The organism is Cellvibrio sp., from assembly GCF_046347455.1.
In the GTDB taxonomy this organism is placed as follows: domain Bacteria; phylum Pseudomonadota; class Gammaproteobacteria; order Pseudomonadales; family Cellvibrionaceae; genus Cellvibrio.
The window spans coordinates 727,537-752,412 of sequence record NZ_JAXMGC010000001.1; the positions used below are offsets into that span (position 1 = coordinate 727,537).

Genomic DNA, 24,876 nt, shown 5'->3' on the forward strand with positions numbered 1-24,876 from the left:
TACATTTTTTTGCTTTATCCGACCTGCGTTATGGTTTAGTCTAGGTTTTAACCCAGTCACACGAGTTTATCGAATACTTTGAACAGCCCCATAAGCAGCTCTGAACAGGCTAGCCCTGATCAGACCTCTACCAAACCCGTCCAGCTCACGCTGGAACCCAACGACAGCCGCCGCCTTGCCAATCTTAGTGGCCACCTTGGTCAACATCTGCATCAGATTGAAAAGCACTTTGGAATAGAAATCCGCAACCGGGGCAATGAATTTGTCCTACTCGGCGCGCATACACCCGCAAGCACAGCAGCTGAACTTTTGCGTCACCTCTATTCCGAAACAGCATCTATCGACTTAACGCCCGACGAAGTTCACCTCGCACTGCAAACCTCTGGTATTGAAGCCCTTATGGAACAACTGAACACTCCTTTTGATAACACCCGCGAAACAAATCTGGATGCGACCGAGTCCAACGGCGTGACCTTGATTCGCACCAAGAAGTGCACGATCAAACCGCGCGGCGGGAATCAGTTGAATTACGTGCGCGCAGTTCAAAGCAATGATATCAATTTCGGCATTGGCCCTGCGGGTACAGGTAAAACTTATCTCGCCGTTGCCTGTGCAGTAGAAGCTTTATTGAAAGACCAAATTGAACGGATTTTGTTGGTGCGCCCAGCCGTAGAAGCGGGTGAAAAGCTCGGTTTCTTGCCGGGCGATCTCGCCCAAAAAGTTGACCCCTATTTGCGCCCCTTGTACGACGCACTTTTTGAAATGCTAGGCTTCGATACCGTGGGCAAATTAATGGAGCGCGGCGTGATTGAAGTAGCTCCCCTCGCCTTTATGCGTGGCCGCACATTGAACAATTCGTTTGTGATTTTGGACGAAAGTCAAAACACAACACGCGAACAAATGAAAATGTTTTTGACCCGTATCGGATTTGGCACCACCGCGATTATTACCGGTGACCCAACGCAAGTCGATTTGCCACGCGGCCAAGCCTCGGGCTTACGACATGCAATGGAAGTTCTGGGTAATATTCCCGGCATTAGCTTCACGCATTTCACCTCTAAAGACGTTGTGCGCCATCCCATAGTGCAACGCATTGTGGAAGCTTACGAAGCGTTCGAAAAAGCTAACCCTAACCACAACAACAATCAGGCGAGCTAAATCATGTCGTACCGAATTGATGTTGAAGTGAACAGCTCCAGCACCAAGATCCCCAGCGTAGAAAACATTGAGCACTGGATTTCAACTGCACTGCACAGCGATGAATTGGCCGAAGCTGAAGTTAGCGTTTACATTGTTGACGAAGAGGAAAGCCAGGAACTCAATTTTCAGTACCGCGCCAAAGATAAGCCAACTAACGTGCTGTCATTTCCAGCGGATATTCCCGATGAGGTGGGCGTACCCTTACTCGGTGACTTGGTAGTTTGTGCACCGGTTGTAGAGCGCGAGGCGCAAGAGCAAGGCAAAACCTTGGAAGCGCACTGGGCACATATGTTGGTTCACGGAACCTTACATTTGCTGGGCTATGATCATGTTGAAGATGATGAAGCGGAAGTAATGGAAGCCTTAGAAACACGGCTCATTACCCAACTCAATTTTCCAGCACCCTATACCGAAACTGTTGAGGGTTGATTGCCAGCTGCGGTTAAGAGTTGAAACAATTAAACCGTAGACTTTTGCAACGTTTTAGATTTGCAACACTTTAGATTCGCAACATCAAGAGAAGCTTTTTAGGAAACGAAAATGTCGGAAGACTACAGCAGCCATACGGAGAAACACGAGAAGTCCTGGCTGGATAAACTGCTCCATGCATTTAGCGACGAGCCGCGCTCGCGCGATGAGCTATTGGAAATTATCAAAGACGCCGCTGATAACAAACTTCTCGATCAGGATGCGCTCAGCATTATTGAAGGTGCGCTGGATGTTTCTTCCTTGCAAGCGCGCGAAATTATGGTGCCACGCTCGCAAATTATTGCGATTCGTTTGGATGATTCCCCGCAAGATTTTCTGCCGCAAGTTATCGAATCTGGCCACTCGCGCTTCCCCGTTATTGGCGAAACGCTGGACGATATTAAAGGTATTTTGCTCGCAAAAGATTTATTGCCGCTCGCGCTTAACGGCACAGAGAATTTCAATCTCGAAAGCATTTTACGCACCGCGAACATTGTTCCCGAAGGTAAACGCGTAAACGTATTGCTGCGTGAATTCCGCGAAAACCGCTACCACATGGCCTTGGTCATGGATGAGTACGGCGGTATATCCGGCCTGCTTACCATTGAAGATATTTTGGAAGAAATCGTCGGTGAAATTGAAGACGAAACCGACGAAGAAGAAAACGATAATTTTATTAAGCGCATGAGCGATAGCGATTTCATTATCAAAGCGCTCACCCCCATCGAAGAATTTAACGAATTTTTCAAAGCCGATCTTAGCGATGAAGATTTCGACACTATCGGTGGCATTCTGATGCAGGAATTCGGGCACATCCCAAAACGCAACGAAGTTGCCGTGATCGACAACTTTCAATTCCGCGTGCTCTACTCTGACAACCGCCAAATCCATTTGCTGCGCTTGACTATTTTATAAAACAAAACACACGCCTTCTTAAGGGTGCGATTTTTATATTTCTTAGGGAGTCGTCATCCTCGCGCAGCGGGGATGACGGTAGAGCATTAAATAACTAGCACCAGAATTCGCTAACACGTTTTTACCCTTCTATGAACTCATCCAACCTTATCCAACGCCTAAACCAAATGCCCAGCTGGCTACAACTCCTAGTCGCCCTACTTAGCGGAGCATTAATTCCACTGAGCTTTGCTCCTTTTAATATCTGGCCGCTTGGTATTCTTGCACTCGTTATTTTCGCGGTACTGATTAACAATCAATCTCTGAAAACAGTGTGGTGGCGCTCGTGGTGGTTCGGCGTGGGTATGTATGCGGTTGGCGTATCCTGGATTTATGTGAGTATCAGTGGATTTGGCGGAGCGCCCGCACCTCTCGCCGCATTCCTGGTTCTTATTTTCGTCTTTTTTATGGCAGCATTTTTTAGCTTGCCGTTTTATGCGTTTGGACGCTGGTTTAGCTTTCATCCGCTGAGTTTGCTCGTCGCGTTTCCTGCCTGTTGGTTGATTAGTGAATGGTTGCGAACCTGGTTACTCACGGGCTTCCCGTGGTTGTTTATCGGTTATGCTGATCTCACTAATTGGTTATCGGGTTGGGCACCAATTGTTGGTGTGATGGGTTTAAGTTTATTTAGCGCTTTAACCGCTGCTTTAATTGCCCAGATTATTTTCATCCCCAAAAAATCGCTCAACGTAATATTAGGCTGTATTGCAGTAGTCGGAATTTGGCTTGCCGGTTTTGCGTTGCAAAAACTGGATTGGACGCGAGTTGCTAAGTCGCCCACCAGCCTTGCAATTGTGCAGCCGAATGTTAACCAAGAAGATAAGTGGCAATCAGATTTTCAGGAAACTAACTTCGATTTATTGCGTAGCAAAACTGAACCATTGTGGGGACACAAAATTATCATTTGGCCTGAAGCTGCTATTATTCAACCCTACAGCACTGTACTGCCTTTTTTAAATGAAATGAACCGTAAAGCCTCGGACAGCGAATCAGGCTTAATCACAGGCATTATTTTTGATGATGCCGAAAAGGATGTTTACTACAACTCCGTTGTAACCTTTGGCAAAGCTATCGGCATTCACCATAAACGCAGGTTAGTTCCATTTGGCGAATACGTACCGATTGAAGCGCTGCGTAATCTGATCGAATTCTTTAATTTACCCACTTCAATTATCAGCTTGGGCCCGGAACAACAGCACGGTTTAAAAGTGGATGATTTATCCATAGCGCCGTCCGTGTGCTACGAAGTTGCCTTCCCAGATTTGATTGCAAAAAACGCTGTGGATTCGCAGCTGCTCATCTCCGTAAGTAATCTCGGTTGGTTTGGCGATTCCTTGGGGCGTCACCAATTTATGCAGATGGCGCAAATGCGCGCACTCGAAACTCAGCACTACTACGCCTACAGCACCAACAACGGCCCCAGTGCCATTTTTGACCGCAAAGGCAATATCACCGCACAAACCAACGCATTTGAACAAACCACATTAAGCAGTGAAATATACGCTGTCGATGGCGCAACACCTTTTATGATGTTTGGTAGCTTGCCTGTTGTGCTGTTAAGTGCGTTTGGTTTGATGTTGATGTTTTTCTTCGGCAAAAAAAATCCAGACTAAGTCTGGATTTTTTCTTTAACGAACAGAGCAATCGCTTAAGCAGTTGCAGCTTGCATGTTCGCTGGAATATGAAGCAAGCTCAGCATTTGATTGCGCTGGCTATGTGAAATTACCAATTCGCTGCGCGCAGACAAAGGTGAATTACCAACCCATTCAAAACGCCAACGCCAAAATTGTGGGTTCATTAAATCACCACGCAACTCCACCATTTCAAAACGGCGCGTGTCCAACTTAAACAGTTCACGTAATTGAAACGCAAAATGCTCGGCATTTTTTGCGACAAGGCTAGATGCATGCTGCGCAAAGGTCGTTACGAAAACATATTCACGGCCAAAAGCCTGTGCATGACAAACGGCAAGCTCAAGAGCTTGACCTAAACGATTCGCTAGCGAGTGTTGCTTGAAAGAGCTGGGTAATGTCATTGGGCATTCCTTCTTATTGTGGTTATCTTGTACAAACATGGACAAACCTTATCTCCTAAAATTCCGTTCAGGTTTTTTAATTTTTGTAAATCTCGTTTCTATCGACTTTCTATTGCTTTGACCGCCTTGGCCGCAATGCGGGCGGCAGTCTACGTTGAATTTGTTACAGTTAAAATCTATTTCTAGGCTTGGTGCGTTTTGATATAAAAAAATGTGTGCCCTTTAAAACATGAGCAAAAAACAAACAACATGTGTTTCTTTAGGTGGCTTTCTGCATGAAATAGGAGGGATATTGGGTAACAAATCGCTGTGCTTTATTACCCAATATTTGTCTGGCTTAACAAATGCGGATTTTAGAGAATATCGCTCGCGTCTAAGAACTGAACAACGTCTGCCCTCGGCGTAAAGGTTTCAACCGTTGCGCAGCTTTCCGCTTCATCTTCAACCGCTGCAGTTTTGTCAGCACGCAAATCGGTAAAGTTAAACAAGCTTGTATCTGCAAGCTGGGAAGGTGTTACGTTTTTAATGGCGGAGAACAAGGTTTCTGTACGACCAGGGTATTGCCTTTCCCATGCATGTAGCATGTCTTTAATCACCTGACGCTGCAGGTTCTCTTGCGAGCCACACAGGTTACAAGGGATTATCGGGAATCCTTTGGCTTCGGCGAACTCAATAATGTCGGCCTCGCTGCAATAGGCTAAGGGGCGGATCAAAATATTGCGTTTGTTATCAGCCAAGAGTTTGGGCGGCATGGCTTTAAGTTTGCCGCCGTAAAACATATTCAAAAACAGTGTTTCGATGATGTCGTCACGGTGATGCCCCAAGGCGATTTTGGTTGCACCTATCTCATCAGCAAAACTGTAAAGCGTGCCGCGACGCAAGCGAGAGCACAGACCGCAGGTTGTTTTACCTTCCGGGATAATCTCTTTGACAATTGAGTAGGTGTCTTTCTCAATAACATGGAAAGGAACACCCAGCGCGGTGAGGTACTCGGGTAACACATGCTCGGGGAAGCCCGGTTGTTTTTGGTCCATATTGACCGCAACAATCTCAAAGCTGATGGGCGCGGTCTTTTGCAAACTAAGCAGTATGTCCAGCATGGTGTAGGAATCTTTACCGCCCGAGAGACACACCATGACTTTGTCGCCATCTTCGATCATGTTGTAATCAACAATCGCGGTGCCTACAAGGCGACGTAGACGTTTTTGCAACTTGTTGAATTCCAGACGCTCCTGGCGTTCGTGAAGCTCTTTCATGGTGTTTGACTCTACAAAGAAACGGGGTTCAGCTACCGCTGAAAAGGCGCGCATTGTACGGATTTTGCGCATCCCGTACCAGCAGAATTGATGTTCGAACTAGGGCAAAAAAATAGACGTAGGGTGAATTCTCATCGGCAAAAAAGCGTCTAGTTTTCAAACACTTTTCAAATAAGCGGAAAAGCTTTGCCACTCATCACCGCCCTGACTTTAGATAACCGTGGATAAAGCGGAGCCTTAGCGAAGGAATTAGGGCAAAACAGCCCATGGCATAGGCTTTGCTCTTACCTAATTAGCGGCAAGCATTGGCTTGTAGAATCATTTCGCGGTGCGACTTTTTAGCAGAGTATTGTTATGACGATGTTGAGTTCAGTGTGGAAAAAACTAGCAGGCAAACAGGCGAATGCGCAGGCAGAGAAACCTGCGGAGCCAGAATTCACAGCCGCAAGTTTAATGGCCAAGGTAACGCAAATGCCCAACACTAGCAAAGGCGTAAACAAAGAGACCGTTCCTGACCAATACCTGCCGCTGTGGCAATTGCTCACTCAGCGCCAACTCATCGAAGTCAAAGTGGAAGGCAGTACACTCAGCTACCAAACAATTGTATTGGCGATAGATATACAACGCGGGCTACTTTGGCTAGATGATCTCTTCCCCAGCCAACACGTGCTGGAGGTGGGCGATCGCATCACCTTGCGCCATCATCGTAACGGCGAGCAACTCAGTTTTAGCGCCCCGATCCTCGCGTGGGGTAGCAGTTATGGCGCAACAGGTTTCGCCATTATGTTGCCGGAACAACTTTACTATGCGCCTCGCCGCCAATTGAGCCGCGCTCAGGTCAATAGCAACCTCAGAGTTAAAATTCGCCCTATAGGCCAAGATATTAGTTATGGCAGCGTACTGGATATTTCCAGCGGCGGCCTGCGCGTTAGTATCCCCGGCAACCTACTCGGACAACTTCGCCATGGCGCTTTAGTACCATTGTGCGAGCTGAATTTGAGTGACGAATTGAACATAGGCTGCGCTGCACGCGTACGGAGTTTTCGCCTGCTTCGCTCACCTCACCGCAATACTCAAATAAGTCTCGAATTTGTCGATCTTCCTCAGGAGCGCGCGCAACAGTTGCAACAATTTATTAATAACCTGATTTACCTGCAACAAACCCCAACTGATTTCGAACTGCGTAGCGCTTAAATCAGCAATTAAGCACGACTAAAATTTTGAGCTAGGCTTTTTGTGAGCGCCATATTCTATAGGGCCTCGGCGGAGTATTTAGAAAAACATTCACACGAAGGAAATACCTATGCGAAACAACGGTATAGTCACGGGACGTGAAGTCAGCATTCCCAGCAACGAAGAAATTGTTTCGTCTTCCGATCTCAAAGGAACCATCCTTTACTGCAATGACACCTTTTGTAAGGTGTCTGGCTATTCACGAGAAGAACTGCTCAATCAGCCTCACAACATACTTCGCCACCCCGACATGCCAGCTCCCGTATTCGCGGGTTTCTGGTCGACGCTGAAGTCCGACAAAGCCTGGATGGGTATTGTTAAAAACCGCTGCAAAAATGGCGATCATTATTGGGTGGATGCCTACGTAACGCCGGTCCATGACAAGGGGCAATCCGTGGGTTATGAATCTTTACGAGTCCGCGCCGACCAACAATGCATCCAGCGCGCGCAAGCTGTTTACGCGCGCATTAGACAAGGCCAGTCACCCTATCCCCTGTGGGACAAAATGTGGGGCATGTGGGGAAAGCTTATCTCCGTCTCACTCATCAGCCTGGTTGTAGGGATGCTCACTAGTTTTCTCGGCGGAGGATTATCGCTTGGTGCGGTTGTCGGATTAATCATCGGATCGCTCGTAGTCGGGTTTAGCGCGCATCAAATTCACCTGAACAGTTTGTCCGCAGCGCTGCATGAAGCACGCAACATCATTAACGACCCCATAGCTGCCTACGTTTACACGGGGCGCTGTGATGTTCAAGGCGAAATTATGTTGGCGCAGATATCGACGAAAGCACGCCTGCGGACAGCTCTCGGGCGCTTTGGTGAATCTGCATATGAGATGTATATAAAATCTAAAGCGGCACATGAGCAAGCACAAAAAACAACCCGAGGTATAGCCGCACAACAGCAGGAAACTGCGAGTGTCGCCAACGCCATGCAACAGATGTCACTCGCTGTTCAGGAGGTAGCCGCAGGTGCAACCAAAACTTCTACTGCAACCGGCATGGCGATCAACGAAGTTGAACAAGGCAAGCACGTTATCTCAGTAGCAAACAACGCGATCTCCGACCTCTCTGGAACCGTAGCTGACTTGGGCCAAGTGATGAACAAGTTAAGCGAAGATAGCGGCAAAATCGCCAGCGTTGTGGATGTGATTCGCGGTATTGCAGAGCAAACAAATTTACTCGCACTTAACGCTGCGATAGAAGCAGCGCGTGCTGGCGAACAAGGTCGCGGGTTTGCGGTGGTAGCAGATGAGGTTCGTCACCTCGCCCAGCGCACGCAGGAATCCACCGGGGATATTCAGGAAATTATCGGTAACTTGGGTAAAGCAACTGCAGCGGCAAGTACGAATATGGATAACTGTAGGATGCTGGCAGATCGCAGCGTGGATGAAATGGGTAACGTACGAAATGCTCTAACCTCGATCGCCAACTCTGTGAACGCTATAGACCAAATGTCACACCAAATCGCTACGGCGGCGGAAGAACAATCCTCTATGGCTCGTGAGATTGAGCAAAACACCAATAAGATCTCGCACATTTCAGACGAATCCCAAATGCAAGTTAACGAGGCAGATCGTTTGAGTTATGAAATGGCTGATCTCTCGCAAAAGCAAAAAGATTTAATCAGCCGATTCAAATAATGTCCCCGCAAGAATTCATTCTAGTAAGCCGACGCTGAATAGTCGGCTTACTTCTTTTCGCTTTTCTGTCGCCAAACCACAACAAATCGCTATACGCTTACTTGCTTGAAACTATAATAGAATCAGGCTGCCACTACTTTTGCGGCCATTAAATTCATAAATGAGTACGCTATGCTGTCCACAACACAATTAACTGAACTTGATCGCGAATACCTCTGGCACCCCTACACTTCTTTCACCAATCCGTCCCCTGTTTTTCCCGTGCGCCGTGCGCAGGGAGTTCATATAGAACTTGCGGATGGAAAAAAATTAATTGACGGTATGTCGTCTTGGTGGAGCGTTTTACACGGTTACAACCACCCTGCGATCAACAAAGCCATCACCGATCAATTACATCAGGTTGCGCACGTAATGTTCGCGGGTTTTACCCACGAGCCTGCCGCAAAGCTCGCAAAAACCTTAGTCGATATTACGCCGGCGGGCCTAAATAAAGTGTTCTTTTCTGATTCTGGTTCAGTGGCTGTTGAAGTTGCTATGAAAATGGCGATTCAATATTGGTACTCACAGGGTCAAGCGCAACGCACTACGTTTTTAGCACTTAAACAGGGCTATCATGGCGATACATTTGGCGCTATGTCCGTGTGCGATCCTCACTCAGGCATGCATCATTTGTTTCATCAAAGTTTGTCGCATCACCTGTTTGCCGAAGCACCGAGTTGCAAATTTGGTGAGACTTTTGATGAACGCAGCTTCGCAAATTTCTCGCAACTCTTACAACGCAACCGCCAAAAAATTGCGGCAGTTATCCTCGAGCCCATCGTGCAAGGTGCGGGCGGCATGCATTTTTATTCGCCCGAATTTCTAAAACGCGTACGTGAACTGTGCGACCAATTGGACGTGCTTTTAATTGCGGATGAAATTGCCACAGGCTTTGGTCGAACGGGAAAACTATTTGCCTGTGAACACGCCAATATTAGCCCCGATATCATGTGCATCGGCAAAGCCTTAACAGGCGGTTATATCACGCTCGCCGCAACACTGTGTAATGACAAAGTGAGCGACGGAATTTGCAAAGGCTCGAGCAGTGTGTTTATGCACGGGCCGACCTTTATGGCAAACCCACTCGCCTGTGCGGCGGCGAATGCCAGTATTGATTTATTGATGAAAAACGATTGGCAAAAAAATGTAGCGCGCATTGAAAGCCAACTCAAACAAGAATTGGAAGCATGTCGAGATTTGGCGATTGTTGAATATGTACGTGTGCTAGGCGCAATTGGCGTGGTGGAACTTAAAGAGCCCGCTAATGTATTTGAGCTGCAACCCAAGTTTGTTGAGCGCGGCATTTGGGTGAGGCCCTTTGGAAAACTCGTTTACCTTATGCCGCCGTTTATCATTAACGAGCATGAATTGTCGCAGCTAACGAGCGGAATTAACGCTGTTCTCTCAGGAGTCTGTTCAAGCTAATTTTTAAATTGCCGATAAAAAAGCCCGCTGCAGCTTTACTACAGCGGGCTTTTTCGTTTTCTAAATTATCTATTTGATTTTCTTAATGCCGACTGCAGCGCGCAGCTTTTCTAAGAAAGGTTTACTGTGCGCTCGCGCTTTTTCCGCGCCCGCTTGCAAAACGTCTTCAACGTGAGAAGGGTTTGCCAACAATGCTTCGTACTTTTCGCGTGCTTCGCCCACTTGGCTATTAATCAACTCAAACAATTGCTTCTTGGCTTCACCCCAGGCGATACCATCTGCAAATGCTTGGCGCATATCCGCGGTTTGCTGCGGCGTTGCAAATGCTTGCCAAATTTGAAACACGGTTGAAGTATCCGCATCCTTGGGTTGGCCCGGTTCGAGCAAATTGGTCACGATTTTATTAATCGATTTTTTAAGCTGCTTTTCTGGCAAGAATAAGGGAATTGTGTTGCCGTAACTCTTACTCATTTTGCGGCCATCAAGTCCCTGGAGGACCGCAACATTGTCATCCACAATGGCTTCCGGTAATACAAAATGTTCGCCGTAATGATGGTTAAAACGGGCACCTATGTCACGCGCCATTTCAATGTGCTGAATTTGATCTTTGCCCACAGGAACCTTATGGGCATTAAACATCAAAATGTCGGCGGCCATTAGGATGGGGTAAGAATACAGCCCCATGGTGATACCAAAATCAGGGTCTTCGCCTGCAGCTAGGTTTGCGTCTACCGATGCTTTGTAGGCGTGAGCGCGGTTCATCAAACCTTTGGCGGCCATACAAGTGAGCATCCAGCAGAGTTCTGGAATTTCTGGCACGTCAGATTGACGATAAAAAATGGCGTTGTCGGTATTCAAACCCAAGGCCATCCAAGTGGCTGCAATTTCTCGCGTTGATTGATGAACCAACTCAGGATCGTGGCATTTAATTAATGCGTGAAAATCGGCCAGAAAATAAAAGGATTGCACATCTGCACGCTCACTTGCTTCAATCGCGGGGCGAATTGCGCCTACGTAATTACCTAAGTGAGGCGTTCCGGTTGTGGTGATACCGGTAAGAACACGTTGCTTACTCATCGTTGCACTTCTACATATTTGGAGAGGAATTAAAAGAGGCGCTATTATACAGATAAGCACCGGACTTAGCGCTTTCTCTGGATGATTTTGGGTGGGACGTGCGGCTTAATGGGTTGCCGCTTGATGAAGACTAGCGTCTTTCAAAATGAGAGTTTCGTAACCCGCCTGATTTAACAACTGCGCAGCCACATCGGCCCGCCTACCAGCATCGTCAGTGACCACATAGACTTGGGATAAATCGAGATTGGGTAGATGTTTGCGAAGTTGGCTTAGAGGTATGTTTCGGCTGTGCGGAACTGACTGAAAACGGCGTTCCAAGGGCAAACGTACATCAATAATTTGATAGGCGATTTTTTGTTCGTTGGACTTCTGAAGCTCTTCGTAAGTAATAAAACGGTGCACAGGTTCTTGCAACAATGTCAGAAAATCACTTTTCTCAAGACACATTAATTTGCCATGAGTGAGCATTTGTACCGATGCATTGCGAGTAGTGTCCCCCACCAAAGCTTCTTCGCCAAAATAATCGCCGGGGCGCAACGCCGCCAAAATATTTCCCTGCTTGTCGATGACTTTTGCGCTACCCACTTCCAATACATAGAAAAACTCGCCACGCTCACCTTCCTTAATAACAATTTCGTTAGCAGCGACTTTTTGCGATTTAAACCGCAAAAACAACTGACGAATGTTTCCGGGCGGAATTTTATTAAAGAAAGGAGATTGCAGCAGGCTGGACATCCAGTCGCCCTCCTCTGCCGATTCAAATTCAGCGTCACCATCGGCTTTTTCTTTCTCGTGGCTACTACCGCTTTCACTCCATGCCAATACCAAATCAGAGAAATCAGCCTCAACGGATAAAATAACCACTTCAGATTTGGCGACAGCAGATACTTTTGTAAGAGCGCTCGTGTTAATGGGCACCTTATGCAGCTCATCGCTGCTACTGATCGAGGTCACGGTAAATTGTGAATCGATCAAGTCAACTGTGCCGCTGACTAAATAAAAGGATTCGTGGAGTTCACGGCCACGCTTAAAAATAATCGTCCCCTTGGAGTATTCCTTGAGGGTCGCTTTTTCCATCACTTTAGAAAGATATTCATAAGCTAGCGTATTAAATGGTGAAAACCTCGCCAGCAATTCGAGTGAAAGCTTCATGGTGTCGCCTATTTATAAATTGAAATGCCTTGTTTAATGCGTCATGCAAGGCTTCGCGAACTTATCCGAATTATAAACAGCCAAGTGGTAAGCAGTGAAAGCTAGTTTTCAGGTCTTAGCGCTAAGTCACACTCAGATCGGACAAAAGCCCCAAACCAAAGTTCAAGGCTTAGGACAATTCACGCCTTTATAAAAATAAAGGCAGGTGTGTCGCAGAAAGCGTCTTAGACGAACCGCAACGCGGAAGGATATTGATAAAAAGCGGAAGCAATTTGATAAAGGTAATGCGCATCGGCTACTCCAGCCAACTCGCGAATGGAATGCATCGCAAAGGTGGGCACACCTACATCGATGGTCTTAACACCCACTTCAGAGGACACTATAGGCCCAATCGTGCTGCCACAACCCATGTCCGTTCTGGCGACAAATACTTGAACCGGAACTTGCAACTGCTCGCACAACAAATGGAAGAAACCACTGGTTTCGCTTGTGGTTGCGTAACGTTGGTTGGCATTAATTTTCACCACGGGGCCACGATTTAATAAGGGGCCGTGGTTTTCGTCGTGACGATCCATAAAATTGGGATGAACACCGTGTGCGTTATCGGCAGAAATCATCAGCGAGTTTTCAATAACGCGAATACGCGTTTCTGTATCTGGAATCAGTCGCTCCAAAAATTGTTGCAACATGGGCCCCTTAGCACCGCAACAGGATGTACTACCTACTTCTTCGTGATCAGTGCAAATCAAAAGGCTTGAAACTTCATCACTCGCTTGCAGAATAGCTTCCAAACCAACTACACAACTGAGCAGGTTATCCAAACGCGCACTTGCAATAAAATCACGCTGCAGGCCGATAAAAGCGGGCGCCTGTGTGTCGTACAAACTGATTTCAAAATCCAGGATTTGCGTTGCAGCAATGTGCGGGCATTCTTTTTTTAGTTGCGCCAACAAAATGGATTTAAAGTTAGGTGTTAAGGTTTGCTCTTGCCCAAACTGTAATAACACCGGAACTATATCGCGCTGCGCGTTGATACTGCGGCTGTTATTGGCTTCTCGATCCAAATGAATTGCCAAACTGGGAATCGTTGCGACAGGTTGTTTGAAGTCAATGAGTGCGCTCGCAATTTTATTTTCTGTTGTCTTGTAAGTAACACGACCCGCAAGCGATAAATCGCGATCAAACCAAGGAGCGAGTAAGGCACCACCATAGACTTCCACACCTAACTGTAAATAACCTTTGCGATTTAACTCCGGCTGCGGCTTTACTTTCAAACAAGGGCTGTCAGTGTGCGCACCCAACATACGAATCCCTGTATCAAGCAAACTTTTTTTGCCGTACACAAACGCGATAATGGAAGAATCATTACGCTTGATGAAATAACGTTTCCCAGCCTTCAAATCCCACGCAGCAGCTTCGTCCAACTCAATAAAACCCGCTAGGGACAAACGCGTCGCAATTGAATGTGTTGCATGAAAAGGTGTAGGAGAAGATTGAATGAAACTGAGTAATTGCTGATTAAATTCGGTTTGATCCAGCACTGAAGACATAAGATTACCTGCCGCTTTGTTTAAACGGATTGAGTACGAATACGTTGACGTTTTTTCCAAGAAACAGAATCGCGCAAATACACAGGTTGCGCATCAAAAACAGATTGTGTTTCGCCTTTGTTAAATGCATTCAACGCAATAGGCAACATAAATTGTGCGTTAGGATGTGCATCTTGAATAATGATATCGGGCGCGATGGCTTGCAATTCCGCGTAGTGCCAGCCGGGCCCTATTGCGATAAATTGTTTATTCAAGCCTTTCACCGCATCATGCTCGCAAACATCCGCCGGCTTCATCACATACTCCTCGCTCAATAAGCTGGGATTTTTATCGGCGCTATACAAGCCCCAATAAATTTCGTCCATGCGAGCATCCAGAGCAACCAATATTGGCATTGACGTTTGTGGATTTTGTGTCACGTGGGCCTGAGCCATTGCTTGCAAGGTTGACACTGGAATGACCGGCAAATTCGCGCCAAACGCCAAGCCATGTACCACGCCCATGCAAATGCGCAGGCCGGTGAAAGAACCCGGGCCACGACCAAATGCAATTGCATCCAAATCTTGCAAACTGCAATTAGCGGAACGCAAAATTTCGTCAACCATTGGCAACAAACGCTGCGTGTGGCTTTTTGCGGCAAGCTCAAAAATTGAAGTTACGTCACCATGGCGTGACAAAGCGACGGAGCACGCATCGGTGGAAGCATCGAGCGCTAAAATTGTGGTCATAGCTTTCTGTTCGTTCAAAAAATCGCGATAAAAAAAATAGGCTCACTGGGAGCCTATTCATTGTTACAAATTCGGAAACCTTAGCTCAATACGCTGAGTAATTGTTTGCCAATAGAATCAACACTACCTACACCGTCAATGCGCGTGTATTTAGGCGCATTTTTCGTACCGCTTGCCGCAAGGTTTTGGTAGAAACCAACCAAGGGTTTGGTTTGCGCGTGATAAACATTTAAACGTTTGCGCACAGTGTCTTCCTGATCGTCAGGACGCTGTACAAGAGGCTCACCGGTAATGTCGTCGTGACCTTCTACTTTCGGTGCATTGTGAAGAATGTGATAAACACGACCTGACGCCTCGTGAACACGGCGACCGCTCAAACGTGCAACAATTTCTTCGTCCGCTACGTCGATTTCAATTACGTGATCAATGCTTACACCAGCATCCAAAAGAGCTTCCGCTTGCGGAATCGTGCGAGGGAAACCATCAAACAAGAAACCGTTGTTACAGTCGCTCTGAAGAATTCTTTCTTTTACCAAGGCGATAATGAGATCGTCGGAAACCAAACCACCCGCTTCCATAATACCTTTGGCTTGTAAACCTAAAGGAGTTCCAGCTTTTACGGCTGCGCGTAACATATCCCCGGTAGAAATTTGCGGAATGCCAAACTTCTCCATGATCAGCTGCGCCTGAGTACCCTTACCTGCACCAGGTGCGCCTAACAAAATCACTCTCATTACGGATTGCTCCTCAAAAATATACGGGTGCCAACAGCGCCTTCAAGCCTCTGAGGAACCAACTGGTAAATGCCAACGCGCGCACAAAAAGTGCTGGTCAAAAAAGGCGTTACGATACACGGCCAGCCGTCCAATCACAACCCAAAGGCGGTCTTATAAAGGTAGATGGGGGACTTTATACACGGGTATGGAGGCGCGGTAACACCTGTGTTTAATAATGGGGCACGGCGAAAGCGATTGATTTAAATTTGTCCTCTTTACATTGTGTAGGAGGAATTTTCATCCTACAATCGCGCCCATAATGACAATTGACGGGTAAAAATAATGGTTTCCAAAGTAGAACTCGACGAATACGACCGCAAGATTTTACGCGCACTTCAGGAAAACGCCGATTTCTCTATGGCAGATTTAGGTAACCTTATTGGATTATCCCACACACCCTGCTGGCGTCGCCTGAAAAGACTGGAAACTGAGGGCGTTATCCGTGGCAAAGTAACCCTGTTGGATGCCAAGAAAATAGACTTGGGCGTACGCGTACACGCCTTTGTGACCGCCAAGAACCACGATGAAGAAGCCCTGAGCGCATTTGAAGCCGCCGTTCAGTCAATCCCCGAGATCGTTGAGTGCTATTCCACCAGCGGTGATAAGGATTATATTTTACAGATAGTGATCAACAGCGTGGAAGAATACGAACAGCTCTTGCGCAAAACCTTATTAACATTGCCCAACGTCGGCAGCATTCATTCAACCTTTTCGTTGAAGCAGATTAAATACACAACGCAGCTGCCTATCTAAACTGTACCAAACCGCGCTAAACCGTAACCACGCATTAGACCGTAAAGTACGAAGCCCGATCACATCGGGCTTCGTTGGGGACGTATTTTTTATCACTCCCTTGCGAAAACTAACCATCCCTAACCGCCCGACAAATTAGTCGCTTCCCTTGACCCTTCTTGGTCAACTGAACTTCCTTGACGACCTCCTTGTTGACGCCATTTTCAGGGAAACAGGGGGTTCGGGATAGTCGCAAATGGCGCTATTTTTTGTAGGAAATTGGCTACAGATGAGTGAGGACATTCTCCACTCTGTGAGCGATATAAACCTTTATCGCCAGAACGAAAATTAATTTTTAAGCAAGGCCAAACGCTCGTGAAGCTCAGTCATGACAGGCGGATGACTGCCGCGCGTGGCTAAATAATGTTCGTTAAATAATTGAAAATAATCGAGCAATATCTCGCTGTTTTTTAACTCTCCCGCTAATTGCAAACATAAAGCAGCCGCTTCGGCGGTAGACAAATAATCATCCTGATGGGATTTGCGAACTGCATAACCACGCAACGCGCCTTGGGGCAGAGAAACACAAGGAATATTTTCAAGCCAGCGACTTAAGTGAAACATGCGGCCACTTTGCTTCCAAGTCGCATCCAAAAGAATGAACGTATTTATTTTTGAACTTTGCCGAATTTCGGAAAATACTGCGCGCGATTTATTTTTTGCGCCCGGCGTATCTGCCGGAAAAACGATAAAGCATTGGCGGTTTTCGTCCGCCAATAATTCTATCAAGGCTCGATCCGGTTCCGTCCTACTCCAACAAAAAGCATGAGTTTTTGACGGCAATAAATCAGCAATTAATCGCCCCGTATTCGTCGGTTTAAATACTTCATTACGGTGTAGCAGCAAAACAAACTCAACCTGCGATTCGAGCTTCGGCTGCCACTGACAAATGCACGCGAAGGCCGCAAGCTGGCAAGAATCACAGCGAATCACTGATTTGCCTCGCGCTAGAAATTCTCTCGTTGAATCAGCCAGGCAACGTTCACGAAGTAGTTGAAATTGGTTTTTTACATCACCCATATTAGCTAGATCGCTTTGGACTCAAGTGCATATACGTGCGTGTGGTGCCATTTGTTCGCATTCCAACGTCGCCAATAAAAATAGGAGCGAACGCCTTCATCAAGAATAGCGGCCAGCATAATGCCGAATATTCCCCAACCGAATACAAACGCCATGACATAGGCAGCGGGAATGGCGACAATCCACGTGAACAAGGGGCCAATAATAGAAATCAACAAACCGTCACCCGTCGCGCGAAGCACACCACCAACCATAACGTTAATTGCACGCGGCGGTTCAGATAAGGCAGCTAATAAAAACAACCAAAAAGATGCATTGATTACCCATTCATCATCGGTGTAAATATCCATAATGGGGTGATGAAAAGCGAGTAGCAGAATCACAACCACAGCGGATCCCCAGAGCGCCGCCTTTAAACTTTGACGCAGCTGGCGTGCCGCTTTTTCATACGCGCCCGCGCCTACAAACTGACACACCAAAATTTCAGTCGCCATGGTCAATGCCAAGGTAATCACGAGGCCAATCAAAAATGTGTTGAACGTATAAATTTTTGCCGCTAGTGCAGCAGCACCTAACGACGCAGCAAAACCGTTAAGCACCATCATATTTAAATCAAACGACATAGGCTCAATCATGCTGGGCAATGCAATACGCAAAGTATGGCGAGACGCAGGGCGAAACTCTTTAACAAAACTATTCCAACTCAAAGTTAAATCGAGCCGGGTAAATACAAAGAATCCACTAACGAGTACACCGATAACAGCGGCAAACACGCTCGCGTAGGCAACGCCGACAATTCCGTAGGCAGGCAAACCAAACCACTGAAACACAACAGCAGAACAAAACAAAATATTGCAGATAGAAAACACAATGTTCGCCAACATATTCCACTGCGGCAAACCAAAAATATTCAGAATGGTTTGAAAAACCATCTTCAAGGCCCATACAAACATAATCATGGAGATGGCCTGGATATAGGTAACTGCATCTGCATGAATTTGTCCGGGTAACCCCATCAATGAGCAAATCATTGGCGATGCTGAATAAAGCAATATGCCGAGCAAACAACCTAGAACCAGAATCCAAGTCGTGTAGGTTCCGATAGTTGCTAGGGTTTTTTCACGATCACCCGCACCTAAGCGTTGGCTCGCAATACTTGAACCGGAAAAAACGGTTACCCATAAAATATTTACGCAGAAAAAAATAACCGGTGTCATGGCACCTGCACCGGCCGCTGCGGAATCGCTAATACGGCTGAGAAAAAATGTATCCAAAACAGGGACACTTAATTGCAATGCCTGCTCAACAAGAAGCGGGCGAGCCATTCCCCACAAACCTTTAGATTGCGCCGCAGTTGTTGTTGGTTCGGGGGATTTATTTGGGGAAGCGGAAACGTCAGACATGAAAAACTCAGAAATGAATAAAGTGATTTAAAACGAAATACAGCTCAACTCGCCAGCGCGAGAAAATCGAAAAATGGGGAAATCTCACAGACACAAAAAACCCGCCCCTAATGTAAATTAAGGACGGGTTTTTAAATGATATTTTACATAACAAAACAAAAATATCGGACTTGCATTTGGTACCCGAGGCCGGACTCGAACCGGCACAGCTTACGCCACTACGACCTCAACATAGCGTGTCTACCAATTCCACCACTCGGGCTTAACTCTTACTTGCTTTGCTCCGTGGTAGTAGGAACATCGCTCGCTGCTGGAGCAGCTTGGTTTTGCGCTGCAGGAACATCAGTATTTGCTGGCGCTTGCGCTGGTTGCGCAGCCGCTGGAACAGCAGGGATGCCTTGAACAGCTACTTTAGAATGATTTTTTGCCATTACAGCAAGCGTAAGGCTCAATACAAAAAATATGGTTGCGAAGATTGCAGTAGCGCGCGTAAAGAAACTACCACCACCATCACTACCAAATACCGTTTGTGATGCACCTGAACCGAATGAAGCACCGGTTGCGGCACCCTTACCTTGTTGCAACAAAATCAGCACAATAATTACAAGTGCCGAAATTGAGTGAACAATTAATACTAACTTTTCCATTGCTGGATCTCTTGATAAGTATCATTTTTGCTGATGTAACTTTTTAAAATTAATCAGCAGCTTTACAAATTTTCAAAAACTCGTCGGCGTCCAAGGAAGCTCCGCCGAGTAAAGCACCGTCAATATCCGGTATTGCGAACAACTGCTCTGCATTACTGGCTTTAACGCTGCCACCGTACAAAATTCTTACTGTTTCTGCCACTTCACCCAGCTGACTGCGAATGAAACGGTGAACTTCTTCAGCTTGTTGCGGTGTTGCAGTTTTACCGGTTCCTACTGCCCAAACAGGCTCGTAAGCAACAACTGCATTGGCAAACACATCACAACCAACTTGCGAGCAAACCGCCTTTAATTGCGCACCGATGACATCAAGGTGCCGGCCCTGCTCACGCTGCGCCGATGATTCACCAACACAAAGAATGGGAATCAAACTTGCGCGCTGTGCAGCCATGAATTTCTGAGCAACTTGCTCATCAGTTTCACCCTGCAAACGGCGGCGCTCATTGTGACCAATAATTACAAATTTGCAATGCAATTCTGCCAACATTTGCGCCGATACCTCACCGGTATAAGCACCCGAATCATACTGACTCAGGTTTTGCGCACCCAACATAATGGATGAGCCAGAAATCTTTTCAAACGCTGGCAGTAAATAAGGACTTGGTGGACACACAACAACTTCAGCTTGGTGTTCACCTTGCCAGCCAGCTACCACTTTGGCTAACAACTCAGCATTTAACTGCTGATTTCCATTCATTTTCCAGTTGCCAACTACAAGTTGGCGACGCTTGGCGTTACTGGTTTTGTTCAACAGCAATACCTCCCCCAAAGCGGGCGCTCATGGTAGCTAAGATGACTTGAACATACAACCTAATCTTAGCTTACACCCTGATTTTTATCGGTTTTATGGAGATCGGGAGTCAAATTTTGAACAACGCAGTTCGATTTTTAATCCCGATACTTACCTTGGGTAGTTTTTATGAGCGACTTCAAAGCTTACTCAGCTCAAGGCCTGCTCAACGGTAGCGGCCAACTCCTGCGCGAGTTCTTTGACCAACTTTTTGTCCTCACCTTCAACCATGACGCGTACCACAGGTTCAGTACCCGATGGGCGCAATAAAACACGGCCGGTGCCCGCCAGTTTGTCTTCCGTTGCTTTAACGGCGGCTTGAACGGCTGCATCTGTACTCAAATCAACGCGCTTTGCCATGTGCACGTTAATCATTACCTGGGGCAACTTGTTCATGCCTTTTTTGATCTTATTCAGCGATTCACCGTAGGTTGTAATCGCCAACAACACTTGAAGTGCAGAGATAATGCCATCGCCGGTTGTTGTTACATTACTGCAGACGATATGACCAGAGTTCTCGCCACCTAAACGCCAACCGTTTTGGCGCATCATCTCAATTACATAACGGTCGCCGACTTTGGCGCGGGCGAAAGGAATACCCAACTTTTTAAGGCCCAGTTCAAAACCGAAGTTGCTCATCAAGGTTCCAACAACACCATCGCAACCACCGGTGTATTCTTGCTGGTATTTGGCGATGATAAAAAGCAATTCGTCACCATCAACGATCTCGCCCTTGTGATCCACAAATACAACTCGGTCACCGTCGCCATCGAAAGCAATACCCAGATCTGCACCCACTTCGATGACTTTCTCTTGCAAAGCTTCAGGCTTGGTCGAACCGCAGCTGCGATTGATGTTAGTACCATTTGGCTCCACAAACATGGGGATAATTTTTGCGCCTAATTCGCTAAACACATCCGGTGCTATGTTGTAGGTTGCGCCGTGCGCACAGTCGAGCACAATCTGGAGCCCCTTAAGATTGAAGCCCCACGGCATGGTGCCTTTACAGAATTCGATGTATCGACCAGATGCATCGCCAATACGACGCGCTTTACCGAGCTTTTCGGCAGTGACCATTGGCTTATCCAGTTCTTCTTCGATAAGTAGCTCAAGCTCATCAGGCAATTTCGTACCGTTGCCGCCGAAAAATTTAATGCCGTTATCCACATAGCTATTGTGGGAGGCGCTGATTACTATCCCCGCTTGCGCTTGAAAAGTACGGGTCAGATAAGCAACACCCGGTGTCGGCATAGGGCCAAGCAAACCTACGTCCACACCGGCATTGATGAGACCGGCCTGTAGCGCAGATTCAAACATATAGCCAGAAATGCGCGTGTCTTTGCCGATAAGGATCATGTTAGAACCGTCGAAACGATCCATAAGCACGCGGCCGGCCGCCCAACCTAACTTCAACATAAAATCCGGTGTAATAGGCGCTTCGCCTACCAAACCACGAATGCCGTCTGTACCGAAATATTTGCGTGCCATGAATCCTTACTCCACTAAAAACAAAAATTGTATTGCGTTTACGATGAAGCCATCGCATTTTTTATTGAATGATAGACCTGTAAAACATCTTTGGTGGCAGCCACATCGTGAACACGAACAATCGCTGCACCACGCTCCGCCGCCGCTAGTGCCAAGGCCAAACTACCGGCCAAACGCTCATCAACATCACGATTTAAAAGCTGACCCAACAGGGATTTTCGAGACAAGCCCACCAAAATCGGGGCGCCCAAGATTGATAATTCAGGCAGGCGCGCCAAAAGCGCGAGATTATGCGCGAGAGTTTTGCCAAAGCCAAACCCCGGATCAATTAAAATGCGATCTTGAGCAATACCTGCCGCTTTACAAGCGGAGATCCGCGCTTGAAGAAAGGATGCTACTTCCGTAACCACATCGTCATACTGTGGGGCTTGCTGCATGGTTTGCGGCTGACCTTGCATGTGCATAAGGCAAACAGGCAAACCCGTCAAAGCGGCTTCCTCTAAGGCACCTTCACGCATCAATGCGCGAACATCATTAATAATCCCAGCGCCTTTTTGAGCAGACTCACGGATAACAGCCGCGGTGCTCGTATCGACAGAAACCAAAGCGCCCAACTTTTCAGCCAAAGCTTCGACAACAGGGATTACGCGATCCAATTCTTCCTGTTCAGATACAGGGGCTGCGCCGGGGCGCGTGGATTCGCCGCCAACATCCAAAATATCAGCCCCCTCCGCCAACATTTTTTCGGCGCGATTTAAAACCAAATCGAGTGAAGTTTTGCCATCTTTGAGATAACTACCACCATCCGAAAACGAATCTGGAGTGATATTGAGAATGCCCATAATCTTAGGGGTGGACAAATCCAGTGTGTGGGCAGCGCACTGTAACTTCATAAAATGCCTATCGCTAATAAATATAAAAATACAAAAAAATAACCCCGAGCAGGCTCGGGGTTTAGGAAACGAAATTCGAACTAATTAGTGAGTATTCGCTGGACCACCGATCGGACCTGCTTGCTCACCAGAATCGCCAGAATCTTTGTTACGCAAATGGCTGTTGAAATCATCATCATTCCATTCGCGCGGAGGACGAACTTTACGGCGCGCCATCAAGTCTGCCACTTGTTCTGCGTCGATGGTTTCGTACTCCATGAGCGCGTCTTTCATGGTTTCCAATACATCGCGGTTATCCTCCAAGATCTTCTTGGCGCGAGCGTAACATTCGTCAATGATACGGCGAACCTCTTCATCGATTTGACGCGACGTTTCTCCGGAATATTGCTGCGTAGACATGCCAGGATAGGCACCCTCTTCTTCACCGTAGTGCAAAGGTCCTAGTTTGGCTGACAGCCCCCACTTGGTTACCATACTGCGCGCCATACTGGTTGCACGTTCGATATCGTTCGACGCACCGGTCGTCACACCGTCCACACCTAAAGTCATTTCTTCTGCGATACGACCACCAAACAAGGTGCACAAACGCGATTCGAGCGAACGCTTACTCCAACTGTATTTGTCCTCTTCGGGCAAGTATTGAGTCACACCCAAAGCACCGCCGCGAGGAATGATCGTCACCTTATGAACCGGGTCGTGCTCAGGAACCAAACAACCGATAATCGCGTGCCCAGCTTCGTGATATGCAGTATTTTCCTTTTCCTTCTCGCTCATCACCATAGACTTGCGCTCGGCACCCATCATGATTTTGTCGCGCGCTTTTTCAAAGTCTTCCATAGTTACCAAACGCTTATTGCCACGAGCAGCCATCAAGGCGGCTTCGTTGACAAGATTGGCCAACTCAGCACCAGAGAAACCGGGCGTACCGCGTGCGATTACAGATGCACTTACACGCTCATCCAAGGGAACTTTACGCATGTGAACTTTCAGAATTTGCTCGCGACCACGAATGTCCGGCAAACCTACGTATACTTGACGGTCAAAACGGCCGGGACGCAACAGGGCTTTGTCCAACACGTCAGCGCGGTTAGTCGCAGCAATAATGATGACGCCGTCATTGCCTTCAAAACCGTCCATTTCAACAAGCAATTGGTTGAGCGTTTGTTCGCGCTCGTCATGACCACCGCCATGACCGCCGCCGCGGTGGCGACCCACAGCATCAATTTCGTCGATAAAGATAATGCAAGGCGCTTGCTTCTTAGCTTGGTCGAACATGTCACGTACGCGGCTCGCGCCAACACCAACGAACATTTCAACGAAATCTGATCCGGAGATTGAAAAGAAAGGCACCTTAGCTTCGCCGGCAATAGCTTTTGCCAACAAGGTTTTACCAGTACCTGGTGGGCCAACCATCAACACGCCGCGTGGAATCATGCCGCCCAAGCGCTGAAACTTGGAAGGGTCGCGCAGAAACTGTACGAGCTCCTGAACTTCTTCTTTAGCTTCATCTACGCCAGCCACATCGGCAAAGGTTGTTTTGATCTGGTCTTCACCCAATAGACGAGCCTTGCTTTTACCAAAGCTCATAGGGCCGCCTTTGCCGCCACCACCGCCTTGCATTTGACGCATAAAGAACCAAAACACACCCAGAATAATCAGAACAGGTGCGCAAGCGAGGAACAACTGATAGAGGAAGCTCGGTTGCTCGACTTCCCGACCTTTAATGGATACACCATGGTTGTAGAGATCTTCTAACAATTTGGGATCTTGAGTTTGCGGGCGAACCGCCTTGAAGGTTGTGCGATCCGTATAGACGCCTTCAATGCTGGTAGGATCAATAATAACCTCTTGAACCCGCTCATCTTTCACGGCCTTAATAAACTCGGAATAGCTGATGGTATCGCTACTCGGGGCTCTGCTGAAATTTTGGAACACACTGATAACGACTACGAGAATAACGAGCCAAATCAGGAGGTTCTTGGTGATATCGTTCAAGGAGAGATCCTCATATAAGCATTAAACATCTATAACGGCGCTTTGCAGCAAACAGACTTCCAACTTCTCTTTACGTACTTTTCTACTAATTGGGGGGCAAAACCCTAAATGCAAGGGGTTAGGCTTAACGCGGTTGGTTAAACTTAACTTTAGCAGCTAATTACGGGCAAGGCACCGCCAAAGCAAACTAAAACCTGCTTTACCGACCCATCGCATTAGCCCTGAACCAACGACTGGGCTACAATACCGCCCT

At 47.2% G+C, this 24,876-nt stretch carries 22 protein-coding genes and 1 tRNA gene; 8 read left to right on the forward strand and 15 right to left on the reverse strand.

The window, feature by feature from the left end; genetic code table 11:
- Positions 1–90 precede the first annotated feature (90 nt).
- The 4 genes from U1F02_RS03350 (at position 91) to lnt (ending at position 4,235) form a co-directional block, all read left to right on the forward strand.
- Entirely contained in the window at positions 91–1,158 is a 1,068-nt protein-coding gene (locus tag U1F02_RS03350) for a PhoH family protein (protein WP_409989061.1), read from the forward strand.
- 3 nt (positions 1,159–1,161) lie between these two features.
- Positions 1,162–1,629 carry an rRNA maturation RNase YbeY gene (gene ybeY / locus U1F02_RS03355; RefSeq protein ID WP_409988928.1) on the forward strand — a complete coding sequence of 156 codons (468 nt, stop codon included), beginning with the start codon at positions 1,162–1,164 and terminating at the stop codon, positions 1,627–1,629.
- A gap of 111 nt (positions 1,630–1,740) precedes the next feature.
- On the forward strand, positions 1,741–2,583 hold the full coding sequence (locus tag U1F02_RS03360; protein WP_409988929.1) for an HlyC/CorC family transporter: 843 nt from the start codon (positions 1,741–1,743) through the stop codon (positions 2,581–2,583).
- A 131-nt stretch (positions 2,584–2,714) separates the two neighbouring features.
- The gene (gene lnt / locus U1F02_RS03365; protein WP_409988930.1) at positions 2,715–4,235 is read left to right on the forward strand and encodes an apolipoprotein N-acyltransferase; all 1,521 of its coding nucleotides are present in this window, start codon (positions 2,715–2,717) and stop codon (positions 4,233–4,235) included.
- 35 nt (positions 4,236–4,270) lie between these two features.
- Here the strand turns inward: lnt and U1F02_RS03370 are convergent, their stop codons facing one another.
- Complete coding sequence (locus tag U1F02_RS03370) at positions 4,271–4,657, reverse strand: hypothetical protein (RefSeq protein ID WP_409988931.1); 387 nt, start codon at positions 4,655–4,657, stop codon at positions 4,271–4,273.
- 353 nt (positions 4,658–5,010) lie between these two features.
- On the reverse strand, positions 5,011–5,913 hold the full coding sequence (ttcA, locus tag U1F02_RS03375) for a tRNA 2-thiocytidine(32) synthetase TtcA (RefSeq protein ID WP_409988932.1): 903 nt from the start codon (positions 5,911–5,913) through the stop codon (positions 5,011–5,013).
- 354 nt (positions 5,914–6,267) lie between these two features.
- On the opposite strand from ttcA, the gene U1F02_RS03380 reads away from it, so the two are divergent.
- The 3 genes from U1F02_RS03380 to bioA all read left to right on the forward strand — a co-directional run bounded on the left by U1F02_RS03380 (position 6,268) and on the right by bioA (position 10,252).
- Complete coding sequence (locus U1F02_RS03380) at positions 6,268–7,107, forward strand: flagellar brake protein (RefSeq protein WP_409988933.1); 840 nt, start codon at positions 6,268–6,270, stop codon at positions 7,105–7,107.
- 109 nt (positions 7,108–7,216) lie between these two features.
- Positions 7,217–8,788: a methyl-accepting chemotaxis protein gene (locus tag U1F02_RS03385; RefSeq protein ID WP_409988934.1), complete on the forward strand. Its 1,572-nt coding sequence runs from the start codon at positions 7,217–7,219 to the stop codon at positions 8,786–8,788.
- 171 nt (positions 8,789–8,959) lie between these two features.
- Positions 8,960–10,252: an adenosylmethionine--8-amino-7-oxononanoate transaminase gene (bioA, locus tag U1F02_RS03390; RefSeq protein WP_409988935.1), complete on the forward strand. Its 1,293-nt coding sequence runs from the start codon at positions 8,960–8,962 to the stop codon at positions 10,250–10,252.
- A 69-nt stretch (positions 10,253–10,321) separates the two neighbouring features.
- Here the strand turns inward: bioA and U1F02_RS03395 are convergent, their stop codons facing one another.
- The 5 genes from U1F02_RS03395 to adk form a co-directional block, all read right to left on the reverse strand.
- Positions 10,322–11,329, reverse strand: a complete 1,008-nt coding sequence (locus U1F02_RS03395) for a tryptophan--tRNA ligase (RefSeq protein ID WP_409988936.1) — start codon at positions 11,327–11,329, stop codon at positions 10,322–10,324.
- A 105-nt stretch (positions 11,330–11,434) separates the two neighbouring features.
- A complete protein-coding gene (locus tag U1F02_RS03400; RefSeq protein WP_409988937.1) occupies positions 11,435–12,481 on the reverse strand; it encodes a cyclic nucleotide-binding domain-containing protein in 1,047 nt (348 codons plus the stop codon).
- 224 nt (positions 12,482–12,705) lie between these two features.
- Complete coding sequence (locus U1F02_RS03405) at positions 12,706–14,031, reverse strand: M18 family aminopeptidase (protein WP_409988938.1); 1,326 nt, start codon at positions 14,029–14,031, stop codon at positions 12,706–12,708.
- Positions 14,032–14,051: 20 nt separating this feature from the next.
- Positions 14,052–14,759, reverse strand: a complete 708-nt coding sequence (gene tsaB / locus U1F02_RS03410; RefSeq protein WP_409988939.1) for a tRNA (adenosine(37)-N6)-threonylcarbamoyltransferase complex dimerization subunit type 1 TsaB — start codon at positions 14,757–14,759, stop codon at positions 14,052–14,054.
- A gap of 80 nt (positions 14,760–14,839) precedes the next feature.
- Positions 14,840–15,493 (reverse strand): adenylate kinase, encoded by a 654-nt coding sequence (gene adk, locus U1F02_RS03415; protein WP_409988940.1) that lies wholly within the window; start codon positions 15,491–15,493, stop codon positions 14,840–14,842.
- 324 nt (positions 15,494–15,817) lie between these two features.
- Between adk and U1F02_RS03420 the strand changes: the two genes are divergently transcribed.
- The gene (locus tag U1F02_RS03420; protein ID WP_409988941.1) at positions 15,818–16,288 is read left to right on the forward strand and encodes an Lrp/AsnC family transcriptional regulator; all 471 of its coding nucleotides are present in this window, start codon (positions 15,818–15,820) and stop codon (positions 16,286–16,288) included.
- Positions 16,289–16,615: 327 nt separating this feature from the next.
- On the opposite strand, the gene U1F02_RS03425 is transcribed toward U1F02_RS03420, so the two are convergent.
- The 8 genes from U1F02_RS03425 to ftsH form a co-directional block, all read right to left on the reverse strand.
- On the reverse strand, positions 16,616–17,347 hold the full coding sequence (locus tag U1F02_RS03425) for a tRNA-uridine aminocarboxypropyltransferase (protein ID WP_409988942.1): 732 nt from the start codon (positions 17,345–17,347) through the stop codon (positions 16,616–16,618).
- Between the two features lie 5 nt (positions 17,348–17,352).
- On the reverse strand, positions 17,353–18,750 hold the full coding sequence (locus tag U1F02_RS03430) for an MATE family efflux transporter (protein WP_409988943.1): 1,398 nt from the start codon (positions 18,748–18,750) through the stop codon (positions 17,353–17,355).
- A 177-nt stretch (positions 18,751–18,927) separates the two neighbouring features.
- Positions 18,928–19,012: transfer RNA gene (locus tag U1F02_RS03435), tRNA-Leu, on the reverse strand.
- 7 nt (positions 19,013–19,019) lie between these two features.
- The gene (gene secG, locus U1F02_RS03440; protein ID WP_409988944.1) at positions 19,020–19,397 is read right to left on the reverse strand and encodes a preprotein translocase subunit SecG; all 378 of its coding nucleotides are present in this window, start codon (positions 19,395–19,397) and stop codon (positions 19,020–19,022) included.
- 49 nt (positions 19,398–19,446) lie between these two features.
- Positions 19,447–20,208, reverse strand: coding sequence for a triose-phosphate isomerase (gene tpiA / locus U1F02_RS03445; protein WP_409988945.1), 762 nt, complete (start codon positions 20,206–20,208; stop codon positions 19,447–19,449).
- Positions 20,209–20,397: 189 nt separating this feature from the next.
- Entirely contained in the window at positions 20,398–21,735 is a 1,338-nt protein-coding gene (glmM, locus tag U1F02_RS03450; RefSeq protein ID WP_409988946.1) for a phosphoglucosamine mutase, read from the reverse strand.
- Between the two features lie 38 nt (positions 21,736–21,773).
- The gene (gene folP / locus U1F02_RS03455) at positions 21,774–22,628 is read right to left on the reverse strand and encodes a dihydropteroate synthase (RefSeq protein WP_409988947.1); all 855 of its coding nucleotides are present in this window, start codon (positions 22,626–22,628) and stop codon (positions 21,774–21,776) included.
- A gap of 84 nt (positions 22,629–22,712) precedes the next feature.
- Positions 22,713–24,623 (reverse strand): ATP-dependent zinc metalloprotease FtsH, encoded by a 1,911-nt coding sequence (gene ftsH / locus U1F02_RS03460; protein WP_409988948.1) that lies wholly within the window; start codon positions 24,621–24,623, stop codon positions 22,713–22,715.
- Positions 24,624–24,876 lie beyond the last annotated feature (253 nt).